Source organism: Corynebacterium pilosum DSM 20521 = CIP 103422 (assembly GCF_000373805.1).
Lineage (GTDB): Bacteria > Actinomycetota > Actinomycetes > Mycobacteriales > Mycobacteriaceae > Corynebacterium > Corynebacterium pilosum.
Genome location: NZ_KB892445.1, coordinates 12,985 through 37,732, shown reverse-complemented (window position 1 = coordinate 37,732; position 24,748 = coordinate 12,985). Strand labels below are relative to the sequence as shown.

25 protein-coding genes and 7 tRNA genes are annotated in these 24,748 nt (G+C 60.0%); 13 read left to right on the top strand and 19 right to left on the bottom strand.

Annotated elements, in window-relative coordinates:
• Window positions 1-35: 35 nt before the first annotated feature.
• The 5 genes from B097_RS0104360 to B097_RS0104340 all read right to left on the bottom strand — a co-directional run bounded on the left by B097_RS0104360 (window position 36) and on the right by B097_RS0104340 (window position 4,447).
• A complete protein-coding gene (locus tag B097_RS0104360) occupies window positions 36-722 on the bottom strand; it encodes a metal-dependent transcriptional regulator (protein WP_018581323.1) in 687 nt (228 codons plus the stop codon).
• 187 nt (window positions 723-909) lie between these two features.
• On the bottom strand, window positions 910-1,899 hold the full coding sequence (locus tag B097_RS0104355) for a sigma-70 family RNA polymerase sigma factor (RefSeq protein WP_018581322.1): 990 nt from the start codon (window positions 1,897-1,899) through the stop codon (window positions 910-912).
• Between the two features lie 91 nt (window positions 1,900-1,990).
• Window positions 1,991-2,425, bottom strand: coding sequence for a D-aminoacyl-tRNA deacylase (dtd, locus tag B097_RS0104350; protein ID WP_026254300.1), 435 nt, complete (start codon window positions 2,423-2,425; stop codon window positions 1,991-1,993).
• Entirely contained in the window at window positions 2,422-3,945 is a 1,524-nt protein-coding gene (locus B097_RS0104345; RefSeq protein WP_018581320.1) for a DUF7782 domain-containing protein, read from the bottom strand. The genes dtd and B097_RS0104345 overlap by 4 nt, the downstream gene beginning before the upstream one ends.
• Before the next feature lie 25 nt (window positions 3,946-3,970).
• Window positions 3,971-4,447 (bottom strand): DUF3099 domain-containing protein, encoded by a 477-nt coding sequence (locus B097_RS0104340; protein ID WP_018581319.1) that lies wholly within the window; start codon window positions 4,445-4,447, stop codon window positions 3,971-3,973.
• 48 nt (window positions 4,448-4,495) lie between these two features.
• On the opposite strand from B097_RS0104340, the gene B097_RS0104335 reads away from it, so the two are divergent.
• From B097_RS0104335 to B097_RS12475, 4 genes are all read left to right on the top strand, one after another.
• A complete protein-coding gene (locus B097_RS0104335; RefSeq protein ID WP_040429364.1) occupies window positions 4,496-4,747 on the top strand; it encodes a DUF3039 domain-containing protein in 252 nt (83 codons plus the stop codon).
• Between the two features lie 4 nt (window positions 4,748-4,751).
• Window positions 4,752-6,506: a DEAD/DEAH box helicase gene (locus B097_RS0104330; RefSeq protein ID WP_018581317.1), complete on the top strand. Its 1,755-nt coding sequence runs from the start codon at window positions 4,752-4,754 to the stop codon at window positions 6,504-6,506.
• Between the two features lie 134 nt (window positions 6,507-6,640).
• A complete protein-coding gene (locus B097_RS13105; RefSeq protein WP_018581316.1) occupies window positions 6,641-7,249 on the top strand; it encodes a DUF4190 domain-containing protein in 609 nt (202 codons plus the stop codon).
• Window positions 7,250-7,259: 10 nt separating this feature from the next.
• On the top strand, window positions 7,260-8,519 hold the full coding sequence (locus B097_RS12475; protein WP_040429363.1) for a DUF418 domain-containing protein: 1,260 nt from the start codon (window positions 7,260-7,262) through the stop codon (window positions 8,517-8,519).
• A gap of 76 nt (window positions 8,520-8,595) precedes the next feature.
• Here the strand turns inward: B097_RS12475 and B097_RS0104315 are convergent, their stop codons facing one another.
• Both B097_RS0104315 and ppgK read right to left on the bottom strand, forming a co-directional pair.
• Window positions 8,596-10,056, bottom strand: a complete 1,461-nt coding sequence (locus tag B097_RS0104315; protein ID WP_018581314.1) for an RNA polymerase sigma factor — start codon at window positions 10,054-10,056, stop codon at window positions 8,596-8,598.
• A 224-nt stretch (window positions 10,057-10,280) separates the two neighbouring features.
• Complete coding sequence (gene ppgK, locus B097_RS0104310) at window positions 10,281-11,039, bottom strand: polyphosphate--glucose phosphotransferase (protein WP_018581313.1); 759 nt, start codon at window positions 11,037-11,039, stop codon at window positions 10,281-10,283.
• Window positions 11,040-11,089: 50 nt separating this feature from the next.
• On the opposite strand from ppgK, the gene B097_RS0104305 reads away from it, so the two are divergent.
• Window positions 11,090-11,983 (top strand): inositol monophosphatase family protein, encoded by an 894-nt coding sequence (locus tag B097_RS0104305; protein ID WP_018581312.1) that lies wholly within the window; start codon window positions 11,090-11,092, stop codon window positions 11,981-11,983.
• 115 nt (window positions 11,984-12,098) lie between these two features.
• The gene (locus B097_RS0104300) at window positions 12,099-12,392 is read left to right on the top strand and encodes a DUF4193 domain-containing protein (protein WP_018581311.1); all 294 of its coding nucleotides are present in this window, start codon (window positions 12,099-12,101) and stop codon (window positions 12,390-12,392) included.
• 75 nt (window positions 12,393-12,467) lie between these two features.
• Here B097_RS0104300 and B097_RS0104295 read toward each other — a convergent pair whose 3' ends face one another.
• Window positions 12,468-12,977 (bottom strand): DUF3093 domain-containing protein, encoded by a 510-nt coding sequence (locus B097_RS0104295; RefSeq protein ID WP_018581310.1) that lies wholly within the window; start codon window positions 12,975-12,977, stop codon window positions 12,468-12,470.
• Between the two features lie 76 nt (window positions 12,978-13,053).
• Between B097_RS0104295 and dut the strand changes: the two genes are divergently transcribed.
• The 4 genes from dut to dxs all read left to right on the top strand — a co-directional run bounded on the left by dut (window position 13,054) and on the right by dxs (window position 17,779).
• On the top strand, window positions 13,054-13,512 hold the full coding sequence (gene dut / locus B097_RS0104290; RefSeq protein WP_419761033.1) for a dUTP diphosphatase: 459 nt from the start codon (window positions 13,054-13,056) through the stop codon (window positions 13,510-13,512).
• A 41-nt stretch (window positions 13,513-13,553) separates the two neighbouring features.
• Window positions 13,554-14,480, top strand: a complete 927-nt coding sequence (locus B097_RS0104285; RefSeq protein WP_018581308.1) for a DUF3710 domain-containing protein — start codon at window positions 13,554-13,556, stop codon at window positions 14,478-14,480.
• On the top strand, window positions 14,480-15,760 hold the full coding sequence (locus tag B097_RS0104280) for a class I SAM-dependent RNA methyltransferase (RefSeq protein ID WP_018581307.1): 1,281 nt from the start codon (window positions 14,480-14,482) through the stop codon (window positions 15,758-15,760). Before B097_RS0104285 ends, B097_RS0104280 begins: the two co-directional genes overlap by 1 nt.
• 102 nt (window positions 15,761-15,862) lie before the next feature.
• The gene (gene dxs, locus B097_RS0104275) at window positions 15,863-17,779 is read left to right on the top strand and encodes a 1-deoxy-D-xylulose-5-phosphate synthase (protein ID WP_018581306.1); all 1,917 of its coding nucleotides are present in this window, start codon (window positions 15,863-15,865) and stop codon (window positions 17,777-17,779) included.
• Here the strand turns inward: dxs and B097_RS12470 are convergent.
• Together B097_RS12470 and B097_RS0104265 are read right to left on the bottom strand one after the other, a co-directional pair.
• Complete coding sequence (locus tag B097_RS12470) at window positions 17,776-18,987, bottom strand: HRDC domain-containing protein (protein WP_018581305.1); 1,212 nt, start codon at window positions 18,985-18,987, stop codon at window positions 17,776-17,778. The genes dxs and B097_RS12470 overlap by 4 nt on opposite strands.
• Window position 18,988: 1 nt before the next feature.
• Entirely contained in the window at window positions 18,989-19,588 is a 600-nt protein-coding gene (locus B097_RS0104265) for a DUF3000 domain-containing protein (RefSeq protein ID WP_237559397.1), read from the bottom strand.
• A 207-nt stretch (window positions 19,589-19,795) separates the two neighbouring features.
• On the opposite strand from B097_RS0104265, the gene hemQ reads away from it, so the two are divergent.
• A complete protein-coding gene (gene hemQ / locus B097_RS0104260) occupies window positions 19,796-20,464 on the top strand; it encodes a hydrogen peroxide-dependent heme synthase (protein ID WP_048403029.1) in 669 nt (222 codons plus the stop codon).
• A 101-nt stretch (window positions 20,465-20,565) separates the two neighbouring features.
• Here the strand turns inward: hemQ and msrB are convergent, their stop codons facing one another.
• The 9 genes from msrB to B097_RS0104215 all read right to left on the bottom strand — a co-directional run bounded on the left by msrB (window position 20,566) and on the right by B097_RS0104215 (window position 23,498).
• Window positions 20,566-20,967 carry a peptide-methionine (R)-S-oxide reductase MsrB gene (gene msrB, locus B097_RS0104255; RefSeq protein WP_018581302.1) on the bottom strand — a complete coding sequence of 134 codons (402 nt, stop codon included), beginning with the start codon at window positions 20,965-20,967 and terminating at the stop codon, window positions 20,566-20,568.
• Window positions 20,960-22,192, bottom strand: a complete 1,233-nt coding sequence (locus tag B097_RS0104250) for a glycosyltransferase family 87 protein (RefSeq protein WP_018581301.1) — start codon at window positions 22,190-22,192, stop codon at window positions 20,960-20,962. Before B097_RS0104250 ends, msrB begins: the two co-directional genes overlap by 8 nt.
• Window positions 22,193-22,197: 5 nt before the next feature.
• Window positions 22,198-22,887, bottom strand: a complete 690-nt coding sequence (locus B097_RS0104245) for a pyrimidine reductase family protein (RefSeq protein ID WP_018581300.1) — start codon at window positions 22,885-22,887, stop codon at window positions 22,198-22,200.
• A 48-nt stretch (window positions 22,888-22,935) separates the two neighbouring features.
• Window positions 22,936-23,011 (bottom strand) — tRNA-Gly (locus tag B097_RS0104240).
• A gap of 38 nt (window positions 23,012-23,049) precedes the next feature.
• Window positions 23,050-23,121, bottom strand: a tRNA-Val gene (locus B097_RS0104235).
• A gap of 7 nt (window positions 23,122-23,128) precedes the next feature.
• A tRNA-Cys gene (locus B097_RS0104230) sits at window positions 23,129-23,202 on the bottom strand.
• Between the two features lie 33 nt (window positions 23,203-23,235).
• A tRNA-Gly gene (locus tag B097_RS0104225) sits at window positions 23,236-23,311 on the bottom strand.
• Window positions 23,312-23,349: 38 nt separating this feature from the next.
• A tRNA-Val gene (locus tag B097_RS0104220) sits at window positions 23,350-23,424 on the bottom strand.
• A gap of 1 nt (window position 23,425) precedes the next feature.
• Window positions 23,426-23,498, bottom strand: a tRNA-Gly gene (locus B097_RS0104215).
• 267 nt (window positions 23,499-23,765) lie between these two features.
• Here B097_RS0104215 and B097_RS0104210 point away from each other — a divergent pair.
• Window positions 23,766-23,840: transfer RNA gene (locus B097_RS0104210), tRNA-Val, on the top strand.
• 365 nt (window positions 23,841-24,205) lie between these two features.
• Window positions 24,206-24,745 carry a copper resistance CopC family protein gene (locus B097_RS0104205; protein WP_018581299.1) on the top strand — a complete coding sequence of 180 codons (540 nt, stop codon included), beginning with the start codon at window positions 24,206-24,208 and terminating at the stop codon, window positions 24,743-24,745.
• Window positions 24,746-24,748 lie beyond the last annotated feature (3 nt).

Genomic DNA, 24,748 nt, shown 5'->3' with positions numbered 1-24,748 from the left:
GCGATATACCTCACTAACACTAGCGGAGAATCACGCTAAGAAAGCGGCCGAACCCGAAAAGCGTGCGCCAAATCGTCGTGAAGCACGACCATCTGCCCATCGTCGGTGGTCAACTGGATGACGCCATCAACTTCCGCCACAGTAACCTTGGTGCCGACCTTGATGTTGGCATTCGACAGCGCAGAGAACTGCTGCGGATCCAACTGCAAAATCTCGTGTACCTGGATAACCTCAGCACGAATGGGCTCCGAGAGGTTTAGATCAACAACTCGCTCGCCCCAGTCAGTCTGTTCGTCCACCTCGACACCCAGTTCAGCCAAGCCTGGGATGGGGTTGCCGAACGGAGAGCGGGATGGATTATCTAAAACGTCGACGACGCGGCTTTCGACTTCCTCGCTCATGACATGTTCCCAACGGCAGGCCTCATCGTGCACCTTGGCAATATCTAAGCCGAGCTTGTCTACCAGTAAACGTTCCGCCAGGCGGTGTTTACGCATCACGCGAGTCGCGCGCGAGCGGCCCTCCTCGGTGAGCCGCAGGCTGCGATTATCTTCAACAACAAGGAGGCCATCGCGCTCCATGCGTGCCACGGTTTGCGACACGGTGGGGCCCGATTGGTCTAGGCGCTCGGCAATGCGCGCGCGAAGGGGGATGATGCCCTCTTCCTCTAGTTCAAAGACCGTCCGCAGGTACATCTCAGTGGTATCGACTAAATCACGCATGCTAAAACCTCTAACTTTCAGAGAAGAATTCCCCGGATCACGATCGGCAGAACTCGTACGAGTTAAAGGTGGTAGAGCACATGGTGAATGCCTGCGAGATCCGGAGATAAGAATGACCACATGATACCTCATATTGGCAACATGTGGTCGAACGCCTCTTTTTATAGGAAGAGGCTATTGTGTTGGATTATTGTGCGTACTCGCGCAGCTTGTCGGCTCGGTCGCCAACACGCAGTTTGGCCATGACTTCGCGCTCGATCTGGCGGACGCGCTCACGCGATAACCCGAACTTACGGCCAATCTGGTCCAAAGTACGCGGCACGCCATCGTCGAGGCCGTAGCGCAGGCGGATCACATCTTGCTCGCGCTGCTCCAGGGAGTTAATCACCCGCTGGATGTCGTCGTGACGCAAGGTAGCGACGACTGAGGTCTCCGCATCCGTGGCATCTTCATCCTCGATGAAGTCACCCAATGGAGCCTCTTCGTCGGCGCCCACGGGCATGTCAAGGCTGACCGGGTCGCGCGACTGGCGCAGCAACATCTCGATCTTGTCCTCGTCGATACCGGACTCGTCCGAGAGTTCCTCATTGGTTGGCTCACGGCCGAGGGACTGGTACATCTCACGCTTGATGCGGGAGAGCTTGTTGACCTGCTCCACCAAGTGGACTGGGAGGCGGATGGTGCGCGACTGGTCTGCCATGCCGCGGGTAATCGCCTGGCGAATCCACCACGTGGCGTAGGTGGAGAACTTGAAGCCCTTCGCGTAATCGAACTTCTCCATCGCGCGGATGAGTCCCAGGTTGCCCTCTTGGATCAGATCCAGCAGTGGCATGCCACGGCCGGTGTAGCGCTTTGCGAGGGACACCACGAGGCGGAGGTTGGCCTCCAGCAGGTGAGCGCGGGCTTTGCGGCCGTCCTTTGCAAGAATTTTCAGATCGCGCTTCATTGCGCGGGTGAGTTTCGCATTGGGGTCATCGAGGCGGTGCTGCGCGTACAGGCCTACTTCGATGCGCTGGGCGAGATCCACCTCTTCTTCAGCATCCAGCAGGGCAGTTTTACCGATGCCGTTGAGGTATACACGAACCAGATCGGCGGAAGGATTGTCATTGGTTTGATTGCGGCGGCTCCCACGGTCAACCTTTTGTTCCTTCTCGCCCTTAGACGACGGTTGCGTCATTCACTGCCTCCTTGTAGAAATGCCAATCTATAACGTCAACGCCGTGACACTGTGAATAGTTCCCAATTCAGGAAACTGGCATATTCCGAGGTCAAGCCTCCACAATAACTGTGAAAGGTCCATCGTTGACGCTGTTGACCTTCATCATAGCCCCAAAACGGCCTTCTTCAACCCTTAAACCGCGTTTACGCAGCTCGGATGCGATCTTATTAATGATTTCTTCGGCCTGTGGGCCAGGAGCAGCTTCAGACCACGAAGGGCGCCGGCCTTTCGCCGTCTTGCCCATCAACGTGAACTGGCTGACCAGCAACACGGGTGCCCCCGCATTAACCGCAGACACTTCACCGTCCAGGATGCGCAGCTCCGCGATCTTGCGGGCCACCGTCTCCCAGGCGGAGGGATCGTCGTTACGCCCCACGCCCACAAGCGCGAGAATGCCACCGGTCTCGGGGCAATCGATCGCGCCGACGACCTCACCGTCGACGGTCACGCTGGCCTCAGTCACGCGCGTTAATACTGCTCTCAAACCAACACCTCAGCAATCTCTGCGGGCAGCACCAGTCCGTGGCGCACCAAGTCCACCACGGCACGCACTGCCGCCTCAACAAGTTCAGATTCGTCCTCAATGCCCTGAGACGCAGCCCACAAGCCCACCGTTTCCTCCAGGCTCAACCCCTGGGGATGCAGACCGGCGATCACAGAAGCCAGTGATTCGTCGACTTCGTGGGAGAAACGCGGACCATCGGTACGGGTCAGGCGAATCACCGCGGACTCGAACCCCATGCCGGTCTCTGCATCGGCGACCTCGACGTTCTCGCGCGCAACACCTGGGCGCACCATAAACCTGGCCTGAGCGATCTCCTCGCCACTCTTCCCGCGCAGCCATGCGGTCCGGCGGAAGTACTCGTCCACTTCAGGGCCCAGCGGATCACTAAAAGGCTGCAGAACCTCCTCCGCGGTGACCTCGGTCGGGGCATCACCGATGTCACGGAGGAAAATCCAACCAAAGCCAATACCAATCACATCGTTATCGCGCAGATGCTCCAACCACTGGCCGGTTCTCTCGATGCCGGCGCGTGAGCGCGGATCAATGGACTCATCCTTCAGCCAGGTACTCACATACATGCCGGGATCCGCCACATCGCGTTGGATCACCCACGCGGAGACACCGCGCTTCGGCAACCAGGATGCCACGCGCGCCGCCCAAGACTGAGTGCGCGTGTGCACCCAGGACCCCAACATATACGCCGTGCCGTTGTCGGTAAGGTGGCCTGGCGCCGTCCCGGCTACCAGTTCCGTAGCGCCGTCCAAATCCAGGCCAGAGTCCCGGTAGACATGGCCGACTTCGGGCAGGCCCACGACGAACGGGGGATTGGCCACGATCCGGTCAAAACGCTCACCCGCCACAGGCTCGAACCACGAGCCCTGGCGCAGCTCCACATTGTCTACGCCGGCGCCGGCCAGCGTCGCTTCCGCCAGGTCGAGGGCACGCTGGTGCACGTCAGTAGCCACAACGTTCACAGCAGCGCCCGATTGCGCCAAAGCCTGGACACCCGAACCGGTACCAAGGTCCAACACCGAGTCCACCGGGGTCAGCGGGGTAGCAGACAACAGTGACAAGGATGCAGCGCCTACGCCCAGCACATGGTCGGGTCCCGGAACGTGCTCAGTCATCGATGCGTCTAGGTCTGAAAATACGATCTGGTTAGCACCTGCAATGGTGTGCGGGCGGGCCTCAATGGCTACAGCCAGTTCGCCCGCTGGTGTCAGCGCCACAAAGTTTTCGTCGATAAGCGAGGTGACTAAACGCGCCCCAAGCAAATCCCCGAGCTCAGAGCCGGACATCGGGCGGCGCAGGAGGAAAAAGCGAATCAGCCCGGAAAGACGCGATCCATCATTGGTGGCGTGCATAACCACGCCGGGTTCGCCGCGGTACAACGCCTCGGTGACGTCGGGGCCGAGGTGGGCGGGGATGCCGTCAGCGGTAAAGCCGGCGGCGGTAAGCGTATCGACGAGAGACCGCGCAACAGCGGGGCGTTGTGACACTAGAACTCCTTAGATCAAGGCGGGTTTAGGGCTGACCGTCGGGGTCAATGTGATCGATGGTAGCGGGAAGGTTCTCGCCAGTTGCTTGCGACGATGTCCCCGGGCCGAGCTGTGCGCGTTTTTCTGCTTCCATCTGCGCATAACGGGCAACGGCGGGTTTGTACACGTTTTTCGAACGCTTGTCGCGGGGCTCGCCCTGGCCGTTGGCGATCACCACCGAAATCCACGGCAGCGGCACAGAAATGAGGAAGAACACCGTGGCCAGCCACCAGTTGCCAAGCACCGCCAGAAGGATGCTGATGAGAATGAAGGGGATACGGGCGAGCTGCAAGATTAAATAGATCCGTTCACGCGAGTGCCGATTCTGTTCCGGCGACCTCTTCGCATCGGTAATCAGAAAACTCTTCGGCGAACGCAGTCGAAAGCGGCGTTTCAGTGAGGGCGAGGCCGAGGCATCTTCGGCCTCGACATCGACCCAATCTTGATTTGAAGAGTGCTCCATAGCCACTAAGGGTAGCTACCCGGCTTAGATTTTTTGCAAAAGTGGGGCATGATGGGAGGCGTGAGTACGACGACGAAGACGATTCAGCGCCCCGATATCCGTGAAGACACCACCACCGATGACGGCACCCCGAAGTTCTTCCACTACGTAAAGAAGGACCAGATCGTCAACTCTGCCGTCAGCGGAAAAATGGTTGTGGCTCTCTGCGGAGAAACCTTCCCCGTCACCAAGCAGGCTAAGCCTGGGTCCCCGGTGTGCCCGGACTGCGAACGCATCTACAAGGGCCTCCGCAAGAGGTAAGCGGGTGACCTCAGGCACCTCAGGGCCTTCGCTGCGCGTCTGGCAGCAGGAGGCCCTTGATAAATTCTTAAGCACGAAGCCGAAGGACTTTCTTGCCGTCGCAACACCGGGCTCCGGTAAGACCACCTTCGCGCTCACCCTCGCATCCACCCTGGTGGCCGATAAAACGGTCCAGCGTGTGATCGTCGTGGTCCCCACTGAGCACCTCAAGTTCCAGTGGAGCGATGCCGCGAAGCGCTTCGGCCTGGCCTTGGACCCTAAGTTCACTAACTCCTCGGCGGTGAACCCAGCCTATGACGGCATCGTGGTCACGTATGCCCAGGTAGGCATGCACCCCTTCAAGCACCACGCGGTGACCTCAGCGCGCAAGACCCTGGTGATCATGGATGAGATCCACCACGCCGGCGACGCGAAGAGCTGGGGCGACGGGGTCTACGAGGCCTATAACGACGCGGAGCACCGCCTAGCGTTGACGGGTACGCCTTTTCGTTCCGACGATGCCGCCATCCCATTCGTGCGCTATGTCGAGGACAACGAGGGCCACCAGATCTCGGAGGCCGACTACACCTATGGCTATGCCGAGGCGCTCAAAGATGGTGTGGTGCGCCCGGTTGTCTTCCTGGCGTATTCAGGGGAGGCCCAGTGGCGCGATTCCGCAGGCGAGGAGTATTCAGCGCGCCTGGGAGAACCGCTGAACGCGGAGCAAACCGCGCGTGCGTGGAAAACCGCCCTTGATCCGAAAGGAGACTGGATCTCCTCGGTGCTGCGGGCGGCTCATACCCGTCTGATGAAGATTCGCACAAATATGCCTGACGCCGGCGGTTTGGTCTTGGCAACAGATACCACCACGGCGCGCGCGTATGCCAAGATACTTGAGAAAATTTCGTCGACACCCGTGTCCGTGATCCTGTCGGATGACCCTGGATCTTCGGAGCGTATCGACGAGTTCTCTGCCAGCCAAGACGAGTGGATGGTGGCGGTTCGCATGGTGTCCGAGGGCGTGGACGTGCCTCGCCTTGCCGTGGGGGTGTACGCCACGTCGTCGGCAACGCCACTGTTTTTCGCCCAGGCCATCGGCCGTTTCGTGCGCTCCCGCATGCCGGGAGAGTCCGCGTCCGTCTTCCTGCCTTCTGTCCCCGTGTTGCTGAAACTGGCCGAAGAGATGGAGGTCTCCCGTGACCACGTGCTGGGGAAACCGGATCGCGAAAAGTTGGGGTGGGATGATGATCTGCTTGCCGTAGCTAACCAACAAGAAGATGAGCCGGACGAACTGGGAACCTACGAATCGCTTGGCGCTTCCGCAGAGCTTGATTCGCTGATCTTCGACGGCTCTACCTACGGCACGCCGACCTTGGCGGGTTCAGCGGAAGAACGTGAATACCTCGGTCTTCCTGGGCTGCTTGATGCAGAGCAGGTGAAGACTTTGCTGCGCAAACGGCAGTCCGACCAGCTCGACGCGCGTGAGGCCGAAGAACGTGCACGCAAGGCAGAAGAGCGCGCCCAAAGAGAGCGTGAGGAAATCCTCGGGACATCGACGAAGAAGAAGGCGGAGGCTTCGTCGACAAGCGGTGTTGCCTCCGACGAAATCCCTGCCCTGCGTAAGGAGCTGAACACCTTGGTGTCCATCCGTGCGGGCAAGACGGGAAGGCCTCATGGTGCGATCCATACCGAGGTCCGCAAAGCGTGCGGTGGCCCGCCGACTGCGCTGTGCACGGCTGAGCAACTCCGTGACCGCATCGCGTACCTGCGAGACTGGTGAGCGGCACAATGCGCAGGTAGTGAAGTAACAGTAGCGTCACATCTCTGAGAGCAGGGGCTGTGGCTCATGCGCTTAAAGTAAGCCAATGGTAACCTTGGTCCGTATTCTGTTTTTAGCGAAGGAGCCTTCCAGAAGTGTCAAATAAATTCTCCCCACAGGAGCCCGAAGACAACCACCCAGAGAACTACCACCCTGAAAACGAGCAGCCGAGCAGTCAGCCTGAGCCGTTAGAGGCGTTCCCGGGGGACTCAGCCTACGGCCATGCAGCCGACGCCACCTACGGGGCCACCGGCTACCAGACCACCGGCGGCTACCCAGGCAGTGAATATGCTGCGGCTGGCTACCCGGGTGCGATGTACCCAGGTGAGGTCCAAGAGAAAAACAACATGGCCCTGTGGGCGATGATTCTGGGCATCGTCGGGTTTGTGCTCACCGTGTCGATTGTGGGGGCGGTGATCGGTATCGGGATCTTGCTGGGCATCGTCGCTATCGTCTTGGGCATCTTGGGCATTCGTCGCGCAGGCAGGATGGAGGGTCCAAATCGTCGCAAAGGAATGGCGATCAGTGGCATCGTGCTGGGTGCGCTATCCATCGTCGCGTCGATCGCCATCTTTCTGGGCCTGTTCAGCATGTTGAGCTGGTTCGCTGACACAGGAATTATGGAAACCTGTGCCCCGTTCCAGGAGGACCAAGAAGCGTACCGGCAGTGCATCGAAGAAGAAACCGCAAAGCTCGCTCAGTAATCCAATAACTATGGCGTCACAGACTCTACTACGCCGCGGGACAACGTCTGCGAGAATCCTCTCGCCGGACGCCGCCCGCGGTTTTGCATTATTAGGTATCGCGCTTGCAAATATCCCCACGGCCTGGGTGGGCTATGAACTCATCGATCAGGGAAGAATGCTCGGTGGCATCCAACCCGGGGCGGAGGGGGCGCACCGTTTCTTCGACCAGCTGATGATGGTGCTGGGGGCGATGTTCGCCCACGTCCGTGGGTTGCCGATGTTTTCCACGCTGCTGGGATTCGGTGTAGGGCTGATCTCCATGAGTTTGGCTCGGCGCGGATTCCCGCTTCAATCCGCCTGGAAAGTGCTGATCCGCCGCTACGGTTTCCTTGCGCTTTTTGGGTTCCTCCACGCCGTGTTCCTGTTTTATGGGGACATCATGCTGATGTACGGGCTCATGGCCATTGTTCTCGCGCTAATGATCGGCTTTTCCAACAAGGTGCTGAAGTGGATCGCAGTGGGCCTCTACGCGCTGAACGGTTTGGTCTTCACGACGATATTCGCCAGCACCTTCTTCGTCGACGCGTCCGATCTAGACCTCTCCGGGTACGTGGACAACCCAGAGACCTACCTGGGCTGGATGGGCCTTGGGCTGGTGACGGCCATCGGGGCAGTACCGATGACCTTGTTCTCTGGACTATGCCTGTTTCCCATGATCATCGTCGGGTTTATCTTCGCCCGCTCCGGCGTGCTGCACAGGCCCGACGAGCACCTCACAACATTGCGGACATGGGCGGGCGTTGCGGCAGCGGTCATCCTGTTGATTGGCCTGCCGTGGGGGCTGGCGGAGATCGGAGTGCTTAACGACGAGTGGGCCAGCCGGTTCATGATCTTGAACCAGATCTTCGGTTACCTTACGGGCCCCGGCATCGTTGCTTTCTTCGCGCTAGTGCTCCGTGGTGCACAAAAGCGTTACGAAGCCACCGGTGTCGTCCCGGTGTTGTTGCGCGCACCCGTGGCTTTAGGCAAACGCTCTATGAGTGGCTACCTCATGCAGTCCGTCATCTTGTTCATCCTGACGTTGCCTTTCACGCTGGGGTTGTTCGTCGATGCGGGAGCAACCGTCCTGACACTGGTCGGCGTAGGCACCTGGTTGATTACGTTGGCCCTGGCCTGGATTCTGGAGGCTGCCCGGCTGCCAGGGCCGTTCGAGTGGTTGCACCGCCGACTGTCCTACGGCAAGAACGGACTGCCCGAACAATGGGCGCCGCCACAGCGGCAGTCTTAAGCAATAAAGAATCCCGCCACACCCACAACAAGAGAATCTGGGGGAGTGGCGGGATTTTTCGTCGTCAAGTGAAGACCTAGTCGAGGTAGTCGCGCAACACCTGGGAGCGCGATGGGTGGCGCAGCTTGGACATCGTCTTCGACTCAATCTGGCGGATGCGCTCACGCGTCACGCCGTAGACCTGGCCGATCTCGTCCAAGGTGCGTGGCATGCCATCGGTCAGGCCGAAGCGCAGGCGAACAACGCCGGCCTCACGCTCGGAGAGGGTGTGCAGCACGTCTTGGAGCTGGTCCTGCAGCAGGGTGAAGGACACCGCGTCGACAGCGATGACGGCCTCAGAGTCCTCAATGAAGTCGCCCAGCTGCGAGTCGCCTTCGTCGCCAATAGTCTGGTCCAGGGAAATTGGCTCACGTGCGTACTGCTGGATCTCGAGGACCTTCTCCTCGGTGATGTCCATCTCCTTCGCCAGCTCCTGTGGCGTCGGCTCGCGGCCGAGGTCCTGCAGGAGCTCTCGCTGGATACGCCCCAGCTTGTTGATGACCTCAACCATGTGCACCGGGATACGAATGGTGCGTGCCTGGTCGGCCATCGCGCGGGTAATTGCCTGGCGGATCCACCACGTTGCGTACGTGGAGAACTTGTAGCCCTTGGAGTAGTCGAACTTCTCCACGGCGCGGATCAGGCCAAGGTTGCCCTCTTGGATCAGGTCCAAAAACGCCATGCCGCGGCCGGTGTAGCGCTTTGCTAGGGAGACCACGAGGCGCAGGTTCGCTTCCAGCAGGTGGTTCTTTGCCTTGCGGCCATCGCGGGCCACGGCGCGCAGGTCGCGCTTGACGGCAGGGGTGAGTTTGGCATCCTTGTCGCCTTCTTCGGCGGCGCGGGCCATCTCATCGAGGCGGTGCTGAGCGTAGAGGCCGGCCTCAATGCGCTTTGCTAGGGAGACCTCTTGCTCGGCGTCGAGAAGCGCGACCTTACCGATCTGCTTCAGGTAAGCGCGAACAGAGTCGGCCGAAGCAGTAAGCTGCGCATCCTTGCGGGCTTGACGCAACGCCGCAGACTCTTCGACGTCCCAGACGGAGGAGCTGTCGTCTTCTTCCTCTTCTTCCTCCTCGTCGTCGGCAAGTTCATCTTCGCCGGCGAATTCTTCATCGTCTTCACCTGCGAGTTCAGGGTCGAAGTCGGCCTCTTCATCGTCCTGAGCATCCTCAGTGTCGAGAAGCTCGTCCTCATCTGCTGAACCCTCAGGGGATTCATGCTTCGACGTTGCCTTCTTGGCAGTGGTCTTCTTGGTGGTTTTCTTGTTTGTCTTCTTTGTCGACTTTTTCTTGGCCGCCTTCTTCGCGGTCTTCTTCGTCGACTTTTTAGCCGTCTTCTTTGCGGTCTTCTTCGCAGTTTTCTTGGCGGTTTTCTTCGCCGTCTTCTTTGCAGTGGTCGGCGCTGCCGGGGTTTGCGTACCGTCGTCGGAGGAACCGCCGGTGCTGGTATCCCCGTCCTGTGCGGTTGCCTTGGTGGAAGATTCGCTGGCTGCCACGTACACCCTTTCGCCTTGTGATCGTGCCGTTTCTTGCGATAGAGCGCCGACAAATCTTCGTCGCCCCCCGCTTAACGGAAACTCAAAACTGGTTTCCTATCCTACTGAAGTGGAACACGAACCCTGCGGGAAGTATTCCAACTCTTGCGGAATTTACTTGATTAACTGTACAGTATATCGGTTATCCACCGAGTATTACACCAAGTTATTACATCAAGTGATTCGCGTGATTATGGCGCGACGCTTCCGTCCAACGCCATCGCCGCGCCCACAATACCAGCAGTGTTAAGAAGCTGGGCCGGCTTTACCGGCGTTTTGATAGTGAGGCGCGGAACCCACTTCTCATGATCCCGCGAAATTCCCCCACCAACCACGAACAGCGATGGGTTAAAGAGCTTCTCGTATTCGTGCAGCACGGTGTCAATCCGCTTGGACCACTTCTTAAAGCTCAATTCCTCTTTATCTTTCACCGCAGAAGACGCCTGGTGTTCCGCTTCTTTCTTTCCGACGATCAGGTGCCCGATCTCCGTGTTTGGGAAGAGCTGCCCGTCGATGAAGAACGCGGAACCGATACCGGTGCCGATGGTCAAAAAGATCACGGCGCCCTCACGGGATTCTGGTAAACCGTGGCGGACTTCGGCGAGTCCGGCAGCATCGGCGTCGTTAAGCACCGTGACCTCGCGGCCCTCAAGGCGGCTGGAGAAAAGTTCGCGCGCGTTGACGCCGATCCACGACTTGTCGATGTTCGCGGCTGACAGTGCCGTCTGGTTGCGAATCACCGAGGGCATGCAGATGCCCACGGGCCCATCCCATTCCTTCTGATGCACGATGTCCGCGACACAGTCCGCGATAGCCTCTGGGGTGGCTGGCTGAGGCGTCTTCATCTTCAGACGCTTGCCGATGAATTCGCCAGTGCCCAAGTCAACATGAGCACCTTTGATTCCCGATCCGCCGATATCGATGCCAAAACCCTGCTTCTTTTCACTCATACAGCCATAGTACAAAACGATGTCCAGGTAGGTCGGGCACAATGGGAGCTATGTCCACACACTTTGAATCCACTCCCACCTCCACATCAACTCCAGCGCCGACGCCCCCTGAACTGCGCGATCTGGCCGTGGAAATCGCGCGCGAGGCCGGAGAGCTTGTTCGCACACGCCGCGCCGAGCTTGTCGACGATACTTCCGCTGCAGGGCTGCAAGCAACAACGACGACAAAATCCTCCGCCGTTGACCCAGTCACAGTGGTCGACCAAGCCAGTGAGGCATTCATCGTCGACCGGATTAACCGCACGCGCCCCGGCGACGGCATCATCGGTGAAGAAGGCGCCAACAAAGAATCGACCACCGGTGTGGAATGGATCGTTGATCCCATCGATGGGACCGTCAATTTTCTTTACGGCATCCCCGTCTACGCCGTCTCTATTGGCGTGGCCGTCGACGAGGAACTAGTGGCAGGCGCTGTGCTGAACGTTGCCACCCGCGAACTGTATTACGCCGCCAAGGGACACGGCGCCTTTCATAACCACGAGGGAACGACAGCCCAGCTCCGGGCCAATACCCTCAACGACACGCAAGAAGCAATGGTGGCCACCGGGTTTGGCTACACGTCCCCTCGTCGTAAAGCCCAAGCGCAGATCTTGACCCACGTCCTACCTCAGGTGCGTGATATCCGCCGGATGGGGGCGGCCGCCCTAGACTTCTGCCACCTTGCAGCGGGACGCATTGATGCCTATTACGAGCACGGCCTTCACCCATGGGACTATGCGGCAGGCGCCGTAATCGCGCGGGAAGCGGCGGCCCACGTTCAGGTGCCCGGCCTTCGAGCCTCCGGCGACGATGGGGAAGTGGTTATTGCCTGCGCACAGGGCATTTCCGTGGCATTCGATACGCTTCTCGACGAGGCCGGTGCAAAAAAGAATGTCCCCATGTGAACGGCGAAGATGACAGAACGCCAACCATGATCTAGTATCCGTTCAAAAGTTCCATAAATTGGTTGCCGAAAGTTTAGGGCAAGCATACGAATTGACGATCATGAAAGGCGCACATATGGCGACTGACTATGACGCACCGCGTCGCCGTCTCGACGACGAGCTAGAGACCGACTCGCTCGAAGGTCTCAAGGCAGCAGAGGTAGCGGGCAGCAGCATGGACGACGAGGGGGAAATCGTCGACTCCTTCGAAATTCCGCAGGCCGACCTGTCTGGTGAAGAGTTGAACGTGACCGTCGTTCCGCGCAAGGAAAACGAATTCACATGCTCTTCCTGCTTCTTGGTGCAGAAGAATAACCGCCTCGCCTACGAAGAGGCGGACGGTTCCAAGATCTGTCTCGACTGCGAGTAAACGCCGCAAGTCAAAAACAAAGGCCACCCAGAAGGAACCTGGGTGGCCTTTGTTCTGCGCGTGCGTTAACGCGCGCTAACTGTTGTGCGCCGCGACCGTGCTCGGAGCATAGGCCTCCAGCAAAGCCTCGGGATTCTTGCTAGAGATCAACCAGTAGGGCGTGGGATCTTCCGGATCATCCAGCACGATCAGCGCCAACTCTTTAATCCATCCCTTGGACATAACGAAGGCCGCCGGATCCAGCTGCCGGCCAAGCGCATTACGCTTCGCAGACTCCGGGACCACCATCGAGCGATCCACCACCGTCGCCGGCAGGCTTGCCTGGTCCACGATCAACCACCGGGAGCCATCCGGGTCCGCCTCCACCGTGATCGTGGTGCGCGACATCCACACCAACACCCAACCACCAACAACGAAGGTGCCGATCAACCACACCCAGGTCCAGATTGGCGCACGGTTAAGCCCGAATTGGAAACCGACCAATGCAGAGAAAGCCGCAAGCAGCAGCCACCAGTACCACGGCACCCACTGACGTTCCTTGTACAGCGTGCGCGGCGTGCCTTGAGAAGATGTCGATTCAGTCACGCCTCATACTTTAGGTGAGGGTCCGACGAAAGTGCCATTCCCGCGCCCGCCGAACGCCTGCCGTAGTGTGGAGAGCGTGACTAACTACGATTCAAGTATCGGACCAATTCCGCTGCAGCGACTCGACAAGGATCTGCCCATGCCCCGGCGTGCACACCGCGGCGACGCAGGCGTTGACCTCTACGCTGCAGAAGACGTCACCCTAGCCCCGTTCCAGCGCAGCCTGGTCGGCACGGGCGTGGCTCTGGCGCTGCCGTTGGGAACAGTGGGATTAGTCCACCCGCGCTCAGGCCTCGCCGCAAAGCAGGGACTCTCCATCGTCAACTCGCCAGGCACCATCGATGCCGACTATCGTGGCGAGATCAAGGTCAGCCTGATCAACCTAGACCCAGAGACACCCATCGAGATCACCCGCGGAATGCGCATCGCCCAACTGCTCGTGCAGAAGGTAGAGTTGTGCGATTTCACGGAAGTTGAAGAACTCGACGAGACAGAGCGTGGCACGGGCGGGCACGGCTCGACCGGAACGCACTAGCTCGCTTATCGACGAAATACCTAAAGGAAGGACCCAAATTCATGGCACTGTGGCCGTTTGGCAAGAAGAAAGACCAAGACAAAGACCAAGATCAGAGCAAGGACACCGCACAGGAGCAGGCTCCAGTCGAGCCGACGCCGGCTGAAACAACCGAAGCCACGGATGCTCCTGAGGCCCCTGAGCCAGCTACGCAAGAAGCTGCGGATCTCCCCGTCGCGCCGGGAGCTACCGGCAGGATCGAGCATGACCCGGTCAACGGCAACGTTGGACCGTTTGATGGCGACTCTGTGGATATCAATGATTTTGATTTTTCGGACTTCTCCGCTTCCGTACTGAATCTGGGTTCGATGCGTCTGCCGCTTCCGAAGGAATCGCAGGTGCAGGTAGAGATGAATGATCAGGGGCCCCGGATGCTGCACATTGTCACGCACCATGGGCGGATGACCCCGGTCGCTTTTGCCGCTCCTAGCTCGGGTGGACAGTGGGAAAACGCCATCGAGGAGATCGCTGCTGGTATGCGTGAACAGGGTTTGCCCGTCACGTTTGAGATGGGCCCGTGGGGCCGGGAGGTCGTCGGCCACGGCGGCAATGGCGCCATCCGGATCATGGGTATGGACGGCCCCCGTTGGATGCTGCGCATCACGTGCGTTGCTCCTTCTGGCAAAGAGGAACAGTTGGCCACGCTGGCCCGTGAGATGGCTGCCCGCGCCTTTGTTTACCGTGGTGATGATCCCATCTTGGCGGGTAACTCCCTCCCAGTGATGCTGCCGCAGCAGTTAGCCGAGCAGGTGCAGGAGGCAGTCCAGCAGCGCGCCCAGCAGCAGAAGCAGGCTCAGGCAGGCCAGGCTCAGCACGAGCAACCACAACAACCGCAACAGCCTCAGCAGCCAGGCGCGAGCGAGAACCAGATGCATGAGGCGATGCAGCGCCTGATGAATAACCAGAACCCGAACGGGAAGCAGAACTAGTGGACAACTACACAACCGGTGACACCCTGACATTGACGATCACCGGCATGGCCCATGGTGGAGAGGGCATCGCGCGTGCCGACGATGGCCGCGTTGTCTTCGTCGCAGGCGCACTTCCCGACGAGACCGTGAGCGCTACCGTGGTGAAGGCGAAAAAGCGGTGGGCGCGCGCCACCCTCGATTCGGTGATTGAGGCATCGAGCAAACGCCAGGAGCCTTTCTGTGAGGCCTTCAAAGCGGGCGCAGGTTGCTGCGACCTTTCCTATTACGCCTGGCCAGAATTATCGGTGGCTAAACACCAGATCTTAGATGGCCAGATTGCAGCGTTGGCGGGGCGTTCCCACGTGATGGAGGAATTCGTCGATAAACACGATGACAAACGCGTTCTCTCCTTGAACGATGAGGCCGATGAGGGCCGTGGGTACCCGCTACCGTGGCGCACACGTGTCCGCTTTGGTGTCAATGACGAGGGCGTGGCCGGGGTGCGCAAGGCGAAGTCCACGGACATCGTCACGGCGCGTTGCGCACAGGTGATCCCGGCGATTTATGACGAGCTGGAGAAGCACCGTTTCACCCCTGGTGCGGAGGTTGTCGCCGTCTATGACGGTGAAGGCAACGTCCACGTTGTGGAGACACAGCGGGGGCCGCGCGGTAAGCGGATGGAGGCCATCGAGAAGGTCGTGGCCGGTTCAGGAACCGTGACCGAAAAGATCGGTGACTACACCTTCAAGTTTCCCGCTACCGCGTTTTGGCAAGCGCACGCCCAAGCGCCGGTCCTCTATGACCGTGTGATTCGGCAGTGGGCCGCTGGTGACTATGACCGCCAGGTGGGGTGGGACCTGTATGGGGGAGTGGGCGCTTTCGTGCCCGCCGTTGCAGAATCGCTGAGCCCTGAGGCCCCCGACGCTACGGTGTATTCGGTCGATTATTCTCCGGCTGCCAACGCTACGGGGCAGGATAGTTTGCGGGGCCTGCGCGTGGAATCGGTGGCCGGGAAGGTCGAGTCGGTCGTCGATAAGCTACCTGATCCAGGCCTTGTCGTGCTGGACCCGCCACGCACCGGGGCGGGGGAGGACGTTGTCGCGGCGATCGCGGCGAAGTGTCCGGAGCGTGTCATCCATATCGGTTGTGACCCAGCCACCTTCGCGCGCGACCTTGCGGCCTGGGGCACTAGCGGATACCGCGTGAAACGTTATGCCAGCGCTGATGCGTTCCCGGGCACCCACCACTTCGAGGCATTGGCGTTGCTGGAGCCGGCGCAGGAAAACAGGGCCGGATAACACCATTCGTTTGAGGGCCAATCTCACGTGTAAGATAGCGCTCTAACGCATTAACGGATAATCCAGCGCTAAAGGGCAAGTCAAAGGAGAGTCGGAGCACAGATGACCATCTTGAGCGGAATCTCGTCGCCAGCAGATGTCAAGGCGCTGACTGAAGCGGAACTTGAGACGCTTGCCGACGAAATCCGCCAGTTTCTCATCGACAAGGTGTCCGCCACCGGTGGACACCTAGGACCGAACCTTGGCGTGGTGGAGCTGACTATTGCGCTGCACCGGGAATTCTCTTCCCCGCGGGAACCGATCATTTTTGATACCTCCCACCAGTCCTATGTGCACAAGATCCTGACCGGGCGCGCCGACCAGTTCGATACGCTGCGCCAGAAAGATGGCCTGTCGGGCTACACCGACCGTGGCGAAAGCGAACACGACTGGACGGAATCCTCGCACGCGTCGGCGGCGTTGTCCTATGCCGACGGCATGGCGAAAGCTTTTGAACTGTCGGGCCAAGGGCACCGCAATGTGGTCGCCGTCGTGGGCGATGGCGCGCTGACCGGCGGCATGTGCTGGGAGGCGCTGAACAATATTGCCGCTGGTGACCGCAACGTGGTCGTGGTGGTCAATGACAACGGGCGTTCCTACTCGCCGACCATCGGTGGTTTTGCCAACAACCTGGAGAGCTTGCGCTCCCAGCTGGCGAATCTGCGCATCCAACCGGGCTATGACGAAGTCATGGAACATGGCAAGAAGACTCTGAAGTCGATGGGGTGGGTAGGCGAGCGGACCTTCGATGCTTTGCACGCGCTGAAGGAAGGCGTTAAATACCAGGTCCTGCCCACGGAGATGTTCCCCGAGCTGGACATGAAATATGTCGGGCCGGTCGAAGGCCACGATATTGGGGCACTGTGCCAGGCGCTGGATTATGCCTCCAAGTATGAAGGCCCGGTGATCGTCCATGTGGCGACGGAAAAGGGCCACGGATTCGCCCCGGCAGTCAACGATATCGCTGAGCAGATGCACTCCACCGGCGTGATTGACCCGGTGACCGGGGAGCCGATGAAGAAGGCCCGCCCCGGCTGGACATCTGTGTTCTCTGAGGAGTTGGTCAAGGCAGGGGAGAAGCGCGATGACATCGTGGCGCTCACTGCCGCCATGGCCGGGCCCACGGGGCTGACTCCTTTCGCGGAGAAATTCACTTCGCGCTTCTTTGACGTGGGCATCGCCGAACAGCACGCGGTCACGTCTGCAGCGGGTTTGGCCCTGGGTGGTTACCATCCTGTGGTCGCGCTGTACTCGACGTTTTTGAACCGTGCCTTTGATCAAATGCTGATGGACGTCGGCCTGCTGCATTTGCCCGTGACATTCGTGTTGGACCGGGCCGGCGTCACAGGTTCGGACGGCGCCTCCCACAACGGCGTGTGGGATATGGCGATCGCCTCGATCGTGCCTGGCATGCGTATCGCCGCCCCGCGTGATGCCACCCGCCTGATCGAAGAGTTCAACGAGGCCATCGACTATAAGCAGGGCCCGACGATCGTCCGTTTCGCGAAGGGGGATGTCGGTCCTGATATCGAGGCCGTGTGCCGACTGGACTCTGGCGTGGATGTTCTCTTTGATCCTGAGCGTGACGACGATACGCCCCACGTTCTGCTCGTCGCTGTCGGAGCCTTCTGCGAGGCTGCTGTGAAGGTAGCTACAGAGCTTGCCGACGAGGGCGTGGCTGTCACCGTGGTCGACCCGCGGTGGGTGGTGCCGGTATCTCCTGAGATCGTGGAGTTGGCAACCGATGCGGACCTCGTCGTTGTCTATGAAGACGGGATTCTCCGAGGCGGGGTCGGTTCTGCCATTTCTGAAGCTTTGGATACAGCCCAGGTGGATACCCCGGTACGCCATCTCGCGTTCCCGTCGGTGTTCCCGAAGCATGCCTCGCGCGGCGAAATCCTTGCCGAATACGGTTTGGATGCCGATTCGGCCCGCGACTCGATCCGCGCGTGGGTGGAGTTTCTCGCAGAACGCGACTAGTTTCCGCGCTCAGGCCCCGCGCCCACGTGGCCGGCGATGATGGGCGCGGTCTGCTCCACCTGCCATGGCCGGGCCCCCGCCCGGCTCAGCGCTGTGGCCACGCGGTGAGTTGTCCACGCCCCTGACACAGTGGTTGTCTTCCACACCATTTCGCGCAGCAAAGCCGGCGCTAGGAGGTCTGCGGTAGGCACGCTGAGCTCGTCGGCACGCTCGGCAATATCTTCCCGGATCTGCTGAAGCACCTCGTAGGACTCGGGGTATTCGCGCTGCCACAGTGATTTGCCCGGAACAAAGCCATAGGTCTGCGTGACTGCTGGGTAGGTGGCGGGTGAGGCCTCGCGCGCCTCGACGATGGCCGGCCAGGGATCGAATGCGCGGCGCACACCACGGGTGCGTAGAGCGTCACGACGACTCCGCGGGGCCGAGTACGCCAACTCCACCAGCGCCTTGTTCGACAGCAAAGCACCCGGTGCTGTGTCGGTGTCGCGGGCCTGCTCTTCGCGCTTCGTCCACAGGGCGCGCGCAGTGTTCAGAGCCTTCGGGGAGCGCAGTTTGCCCAGCCCCTTGGTGTCGCGCCAGTGACGGGTGGGTGGCTCGCGGTCGTCGGCATGCTTCTCGACGATCGCCTCGCACTCTTGCTCCAGCCAGCCCAACTTGCCTTGAGCGTCGAGCATTTCGGCCTGTGATTCGGCTAGTGAAGGGAGATAGATGACGTCGAGGGCAGCGTAGTCGAGCCAATCGTCGGGAAGCGGCGTGGTGGACCAGTCTTCGCGGCCGTGGCCCTTTTCGAGTGTGACGCCGCAGAATTCTTCGACCATGGCGGCAAGGTTCGGGCGCTCGAAACCGGCAAGGCGGCCTGCGAGTTCTGTATCGAAGAGGCTGCCGGGGTAGAGACCGAGCCAGCCCAAGCTGGGGAGATCTTCACCAGCGGCGTGGACGATCCACTGTTGCCCGCCCACCACTGGGGCGAGGCTGTCTTCCAACTCTGCGCGTAGGCCCTCTGGTGCGAACAGGAATGTGCCGGCGCCGCGGCGGTAGATCTGTACCAGAAAGGCGCGGTCGTCATACCGGTACGCGGAGGCGCGTTCAGTATCGATGGCAAAGGGGCCGCGGCCGCCCGCTAAAGCCTGCGCGGCGTGCGTGAAGCTCTCGGGGGTGGTGACTAATTCGTAGTTCAGGTCCTGCGTGCCGACGTTGGGGGTGGCCATCCTAACGGCCAGGAAGCTCTGTCACCCCGACCGGTGGCAGACCAGCGACGAGCGCGAGCACGGCAGAAAAAGCCTCCACGTGCGAGGATAGGTCGATACCATCGGCGGTCCAGGAGGCACGCATTTCCAGCTGGTAGGCCCGTGGGGGCCCGCCGATCTCGCCGAAGCGCACGCTCGCCGTGGACGTCACTGTGCCGCCGAGGTTTGTGAACCCGGCCCCGGCTTCCGCCAGCGACTCGTTGAGCCATTGCCACGCAACATCAGGCAAGAGGGGATCATTGGCCACCGCGTCATCCATATCCGCCTGGATATAGGCCACGAGCCGCATCGACCCTTCCCACGCTTCCTCCGCTTCGGGGGAATGCAGGAGGATCAGGCGACCAAAAGCGTCACCGTCGGTGCGGTTGGTGGCCGCGTCGTCGTTGCCTTTGGAAACTTCGAGCCCGATCGCATGGCTGTACGGGGCGGGGCGCTGCGGAGGGCGAATCGTGCCCAGCGTGATCTCGGGGCGCAGGTTGACGTCATGCATCGATTCCACTGCGGCGGAGAACTCGCTCGGGATGGAGGGGGAGTCACCACTCGAGGGCGAGCCTGCATGCACAGCCGGATCGTTGTGTGCTGCAGGGGACTGGGGGGTCGAGTCGGAATTCGTCACGACCTTCAACGTAATGAGAACGTCCACCTTTTCGGTGGAGGCGCGCCGTTGACCATAAGTGGCGGACTGATAGGGTGGATACTACTTTCGTTTGATTGACCCTGTGAAAGGACACAACAAGTGGCAAAACTTGATTTCGAAAAGCTCAACAGCATGCAGCGCTACACCCAGTGGATCACCCTGCGCGCCCTACCTGGAGCCCTGGGTGATGATCGCGAGCAGGTCATCGAAGAGGCACGCACGTTCTTCCACACCCTGGAGGACGAGGGCGACCTCATCGTGCGCGGAATCTACAACATCTCCGGCTCCCGTGCTGAAGCAGATGTGATGATCTGGTGGCACGCAGAGGAATTCTCCACCCTGCAGGATGCCTACAACCGCTTCCGCCGCGACACTGCTTTGGGCCGCGCCCTTGAACCTTTCTGGATCGGCAACGGCTTGCACCGTCCAGCGGAATTCAACAAGTCCCACCTGCCATCCTTCATCATGGACGAAGAGCCCAACGACTGGATCACTGTCTACCCATTCGTGCGCTCCTACGAGTGGTACATCATGGATGAGCAGAAGCGTCGCAAGATCCTTACCGAGCACGGCCAGGCTGCCCGCGACTACGCAGACGTGCGCGCCAACACCGTTCCTGCTTTCGCACTTGGCGACTACGAGTGGCTGCTGGCATTCGAGGCACCGACCTTGGACCGCATCGTGGACCTGATGTACCAGATGCGTTACACCGAGGCACGCCTCCACGTGCGTGAAGAGATCCCATTCTTCACCGGTCGCCGTGTGAAGGACGTCTCTGAGATCGTCACCATGCTGCCGTAGCGCACACAGCGTGGCTGCGGAAACAGCAGAGTTGCCAACACCCCATTTCCTGTGGAAGGAAATGGGGTGTTGCTTTTGGCGCCGGCGGTGCTACTTCAGCGCTACTTCGGTTCGAAAGTCATCGAAATCGAGTTGATGCAGTAGCGCAGGTCGGTAGGTGTTGGGAAGCCTTCACCTTCAAAGACGTGGCCAAGATGCGAGTGGCAGTTCGCACACAGCACCTCGGTGCGCACCATCCCGTGGGAGGTGTCGCGGCGCTCAATCACCTTGTCGCTATTGGCTGGTTCGTAGAAAGCGGGCCATCCACAGCGGGCATCAAACTTCTCGGCGGAGCGGAAGATTTCTTCGCCACATGCGCGGCAGTAGTAGATTCCCTCGTCGGTTGTATCGGTGTACTCGCCAACGCCTGGTGGCTCTGTGCCGGCCTCACGCAGGACGAAGTACTCCTTCTCATTGAGCTTCTCGCGCCACTGCTGGTCGGACCAGTCGAGGTAGTTAACCATGGGTGCGCACTTCCTTCCATTCTGATGTGCGTTGTCGTGACACCAACACTACCCACGTTGCCGCCGCGATGATGAACACCGCCCAGCCCAGCGTGGGCAGGAAGGTGGTTAACCAGCGGCCCGTCAAGACGAAGTCCGGTGAATACCATTCCAGCGGAGCCAAACACAGGACCGCTCCAACCCACGCCATGGGGTTGTGAAAAAAGCTCACGCGCTGAACCACCGTGAACATGGCGGGGAAGATCATCATGGAGTAGTACGCCTGACCTAACGACGACAAAATGAACACCCCAACCAGCAGCACCGCAGCGGTCGTGGTCGCCCACAGCAGCGGGTCCGTTGAGCGGAAACGCAGCAGACCCAACACCGCAACCGCAACAGCGGCGGCTAGGAGCAGCCAGAGCACGGCCTCCATCCAGCTAGGCATGCCGAAATACACCGCGAACCCAGCCAGTGAAGAATTGGCATAGTCGCGTGTCTGGCCCAAATAGGGCACGAGCTTGTCCACATAGTCGCTGGCTCCGGGAGTGAGCGGCCACGCGATCACATTGAGCAACACAGGTACCGCGATACCGGTGCCCAACGCCTTCCAGTCCAGCTTCGCCAGGGGGAGAAAGAGGAGCGGGAGGAACATGGGCTTCACGAGAATCGCCAGCCCCAAGACCAGCCCGGCAGCCCAGGATTTCTGCCGCAAAAACAGCCAGAAGAACCCGACAAGGGCCAGGAGCAACACACCGTTGATATTGGAAAATACCAAGGTGTTCGTCACCGACTCCGTAGCAAATGCCGCCGCGATGGAGACCGGCAGCAACCAGGAGCGCCACGTGTGGCCGACCATGTACGTCATCACCGCAAGCGCAGCAATGATCGCCAGCGCATTAGCGCCAATGAACCAGGGCCGGATCGCCGCAGTATCGGCCGTGAGCCCCAAGGGGGAGAGCAGCAACGTCGCCCCCGGATTGTAGAGGTAGTGCGGGTTCACATGGTGGTAGACCTCGTTGTACACCGGTACGCGCTCGACGAAACGGCGCGCGGCAGTCTGAACAGTGGTGAAGTCATCGGTGATGCTGCCTGTGCGCGCGAGCACCAGCAGCCGGTGCAGCACCAGCAGGATCGCTAGCGGCCAGGCGATCGCGTTTCCAATAGCGTTCGCCTTGCGTGGGGCTGCTGTTTCAGACAGGGGCGCTGGTGCCACCCATGCGTTTTCCAGACGTTGTACAAACACGCCCTTTACCGTACCCGGCGATACCTGAGAAACAGCACCGAATCGTCGGTCGCGCGCAGATCTTCCAACTCCATGCGGTACTCAAACGCGGTGCCGTCCGGCCGCGGTGCCAGAAGATGCTTCTCTACCGGGCCGTGCATCAACGGGTCGATCGTCAGGTGGAACACGTCGACCAGGTCCGCATTGAACATCATCGAGTAGATCCCGGGCCCGCCCTCACACGTGACGCGGTGATACCCCCGGTTCCTCACAGCCTCCACCATCTCCTCTGCGCTTCCACTACTGGTATCCACGAGCGTTGCGCCGGCCGCCTCCAACGCATCACGCTTATCGACGAGAGACTCGTCGTAAAGCGAACTGTGCGGGCACAGGATGAGCGGGCTGTGCTGAGCCGCGGTGAAGAATGGGGAAGTGGTGTCGAAGTCGAGGCTGCGCGAGACGACTGCGATGGGGGTGGCTGGGGCGCCGTAGCTTTCGGCGCGGATTGTGTTGGCCCCGACGAGGATGCATTGGGCCCAGTCGCGCAGGCCGAGGAGCAAGGCTTCATCGGTGGGGTTGCCCAGGTCATGGGAGGAGCCATCCCAGGCCGAGGCGCCGCTCAGGGTGGTGATGGCGACCGCGCGGAGTTCTGGTGTGGCGGCCGGCAACGTGGGGCCGACCAGATCGGCGGCGGTGAACGAGGATGCGATAGTCATAGCGATAACAGTACAGCCCGGCACTGATGATCAGTGCCGGGCTGCAAATGGAGCGGATGACGAGACTCGAACTCGCGACCCTCACCTTGGCAAGGTGATGCGCTACCAACTGCGCTACATCCGCGGGTCGTTCGCAGGATCATGGTGAACCTACAAACTGCGTGCGCGATACTGGGATTGAACCAGTGACCCCTACCGTGTCGAGGTAGTGCTCTACCGCTGAGCTAATCGCGCGAGGGGGTGGAGGTGGATACGGGAATCGAACCCGTGTACACGGTTTTGCAGACCGTTGCCTAACCACTCGACCAATCCACCATGGGTTAACCCCCAAAGTACCCGAAAAGTACTTGGAGCGGATGACGAGACTCGAACTCGCGACCCTCACCTTGGCAAGGTGATGCGCTACCAACTGCGCTACATCCGCATTCGCTATTCGTTTATAGAGTCAAGGTACTGAAACCTTGGTGCGCGATACTGGGATTGAACCAGTGACCCCTACCGTGTCGAGGTAGTGCTCTACCGCTGAGCTAATCGCGCGAGCGGATGACGAGACTCGAACTCGCGACCCTCACCTTGGCAAGGTGATGCGCTACCAACTGCGCTACATCCGCGTGCATTAATCCAGCGCCTCGGTGGTGTAAGCCATCGTGGCGTGGTGCGAATCAAAACTTTAGCGTGGCAAGTGTCAGTTATACAAATCGACAGGTCACACCCCCTGCCCGGCACCTCTTCGGGCGTGTAAATTACAGTCATGTTGTTCAGTGGTGGCTGGGGCGCGGGCTCCAGGGCTCGTGTTCTGTCCTGATGGTCGCTGACCAGCAGATTAGGTGGTTTGACCGTCTTCGGACTATTGTTTGTTTACGCCCGCAAGGCGTTACGGTCCTATGGCTCAGTGGAAGAGCGTTCCGTTCACACCGGAAAGGTCGCTGGTTCGATCCCAGCTAGGACCACCAATCTTTAAGCCCCAGTTCAGTCTGAACTGGGGATTCTTGCGTTCACAGCTGGCGTCGGCTGTTCGCGAACCCCTCAAATGCTGTAACTGAAATGTTGGAACAGGGCGGTTTGGTCCCGCTGGACGGCGGAAATGCCCCTAATCCAATAGTTGAGGTCCAACAGTTTGGCACGAGGGTGGGAACTTTTGCCCATAGTTGGCCGACTACTTGAATGACGCCGCCCGCAGTCACTGCGGTTCGGTGTCACACGTTCATCAGCTGCCACACAGCGGTCGTCGCTAAGGCACGTCCTATTTCGAGGAATGTCCATATCCGCCGTAAGGTTGATACCCAGAGAACAGTCCTCGGTTTACAAGGAGACATCATTGTTGCGTTCTACCCGCCGCGCGCTCGCGGCCACCAGTACTGGCATGCTTCTAGCAGCCTCCGCACTGTGTGGCCCTGTTGCCGTTGCGCATGATTCGGTGATCGGCGGAAGCCCGCACAATGAGGAAGTCGTCGATACGTTCCCTGACACCATCACTTTGGAATTTTCGGGCTACGTCAAAGACGATTTCAACACGTTCGCTATCTCTGATGCGGACACGCAGGAAGTGCTGTTTTCCGGCGAACCCACAGTCGAGGGGCGCGACGTGTCGCTTGAGGTCCCCGAAGATATCGATCCAGGCCCGGGTAATTACCGCATTGGGTTCCAAATCACGTCTTCGGACGGGCACGCCACACGCGGAATGACAACCTTCACCGTCGCCGGTGAACCGCAAAACGATGCTGCCCAGGAAAGTAGCCCCGAGGCGGATGAGACCCAAGAGTCTTCGTCGACACCGTGCGGTTGGATTATCGGCGGAGGGCTTGTGGCAATTGTCATCATCGGCGCGCTCATAGCTGTAGCTGGTAAGCGTTCTTAACCA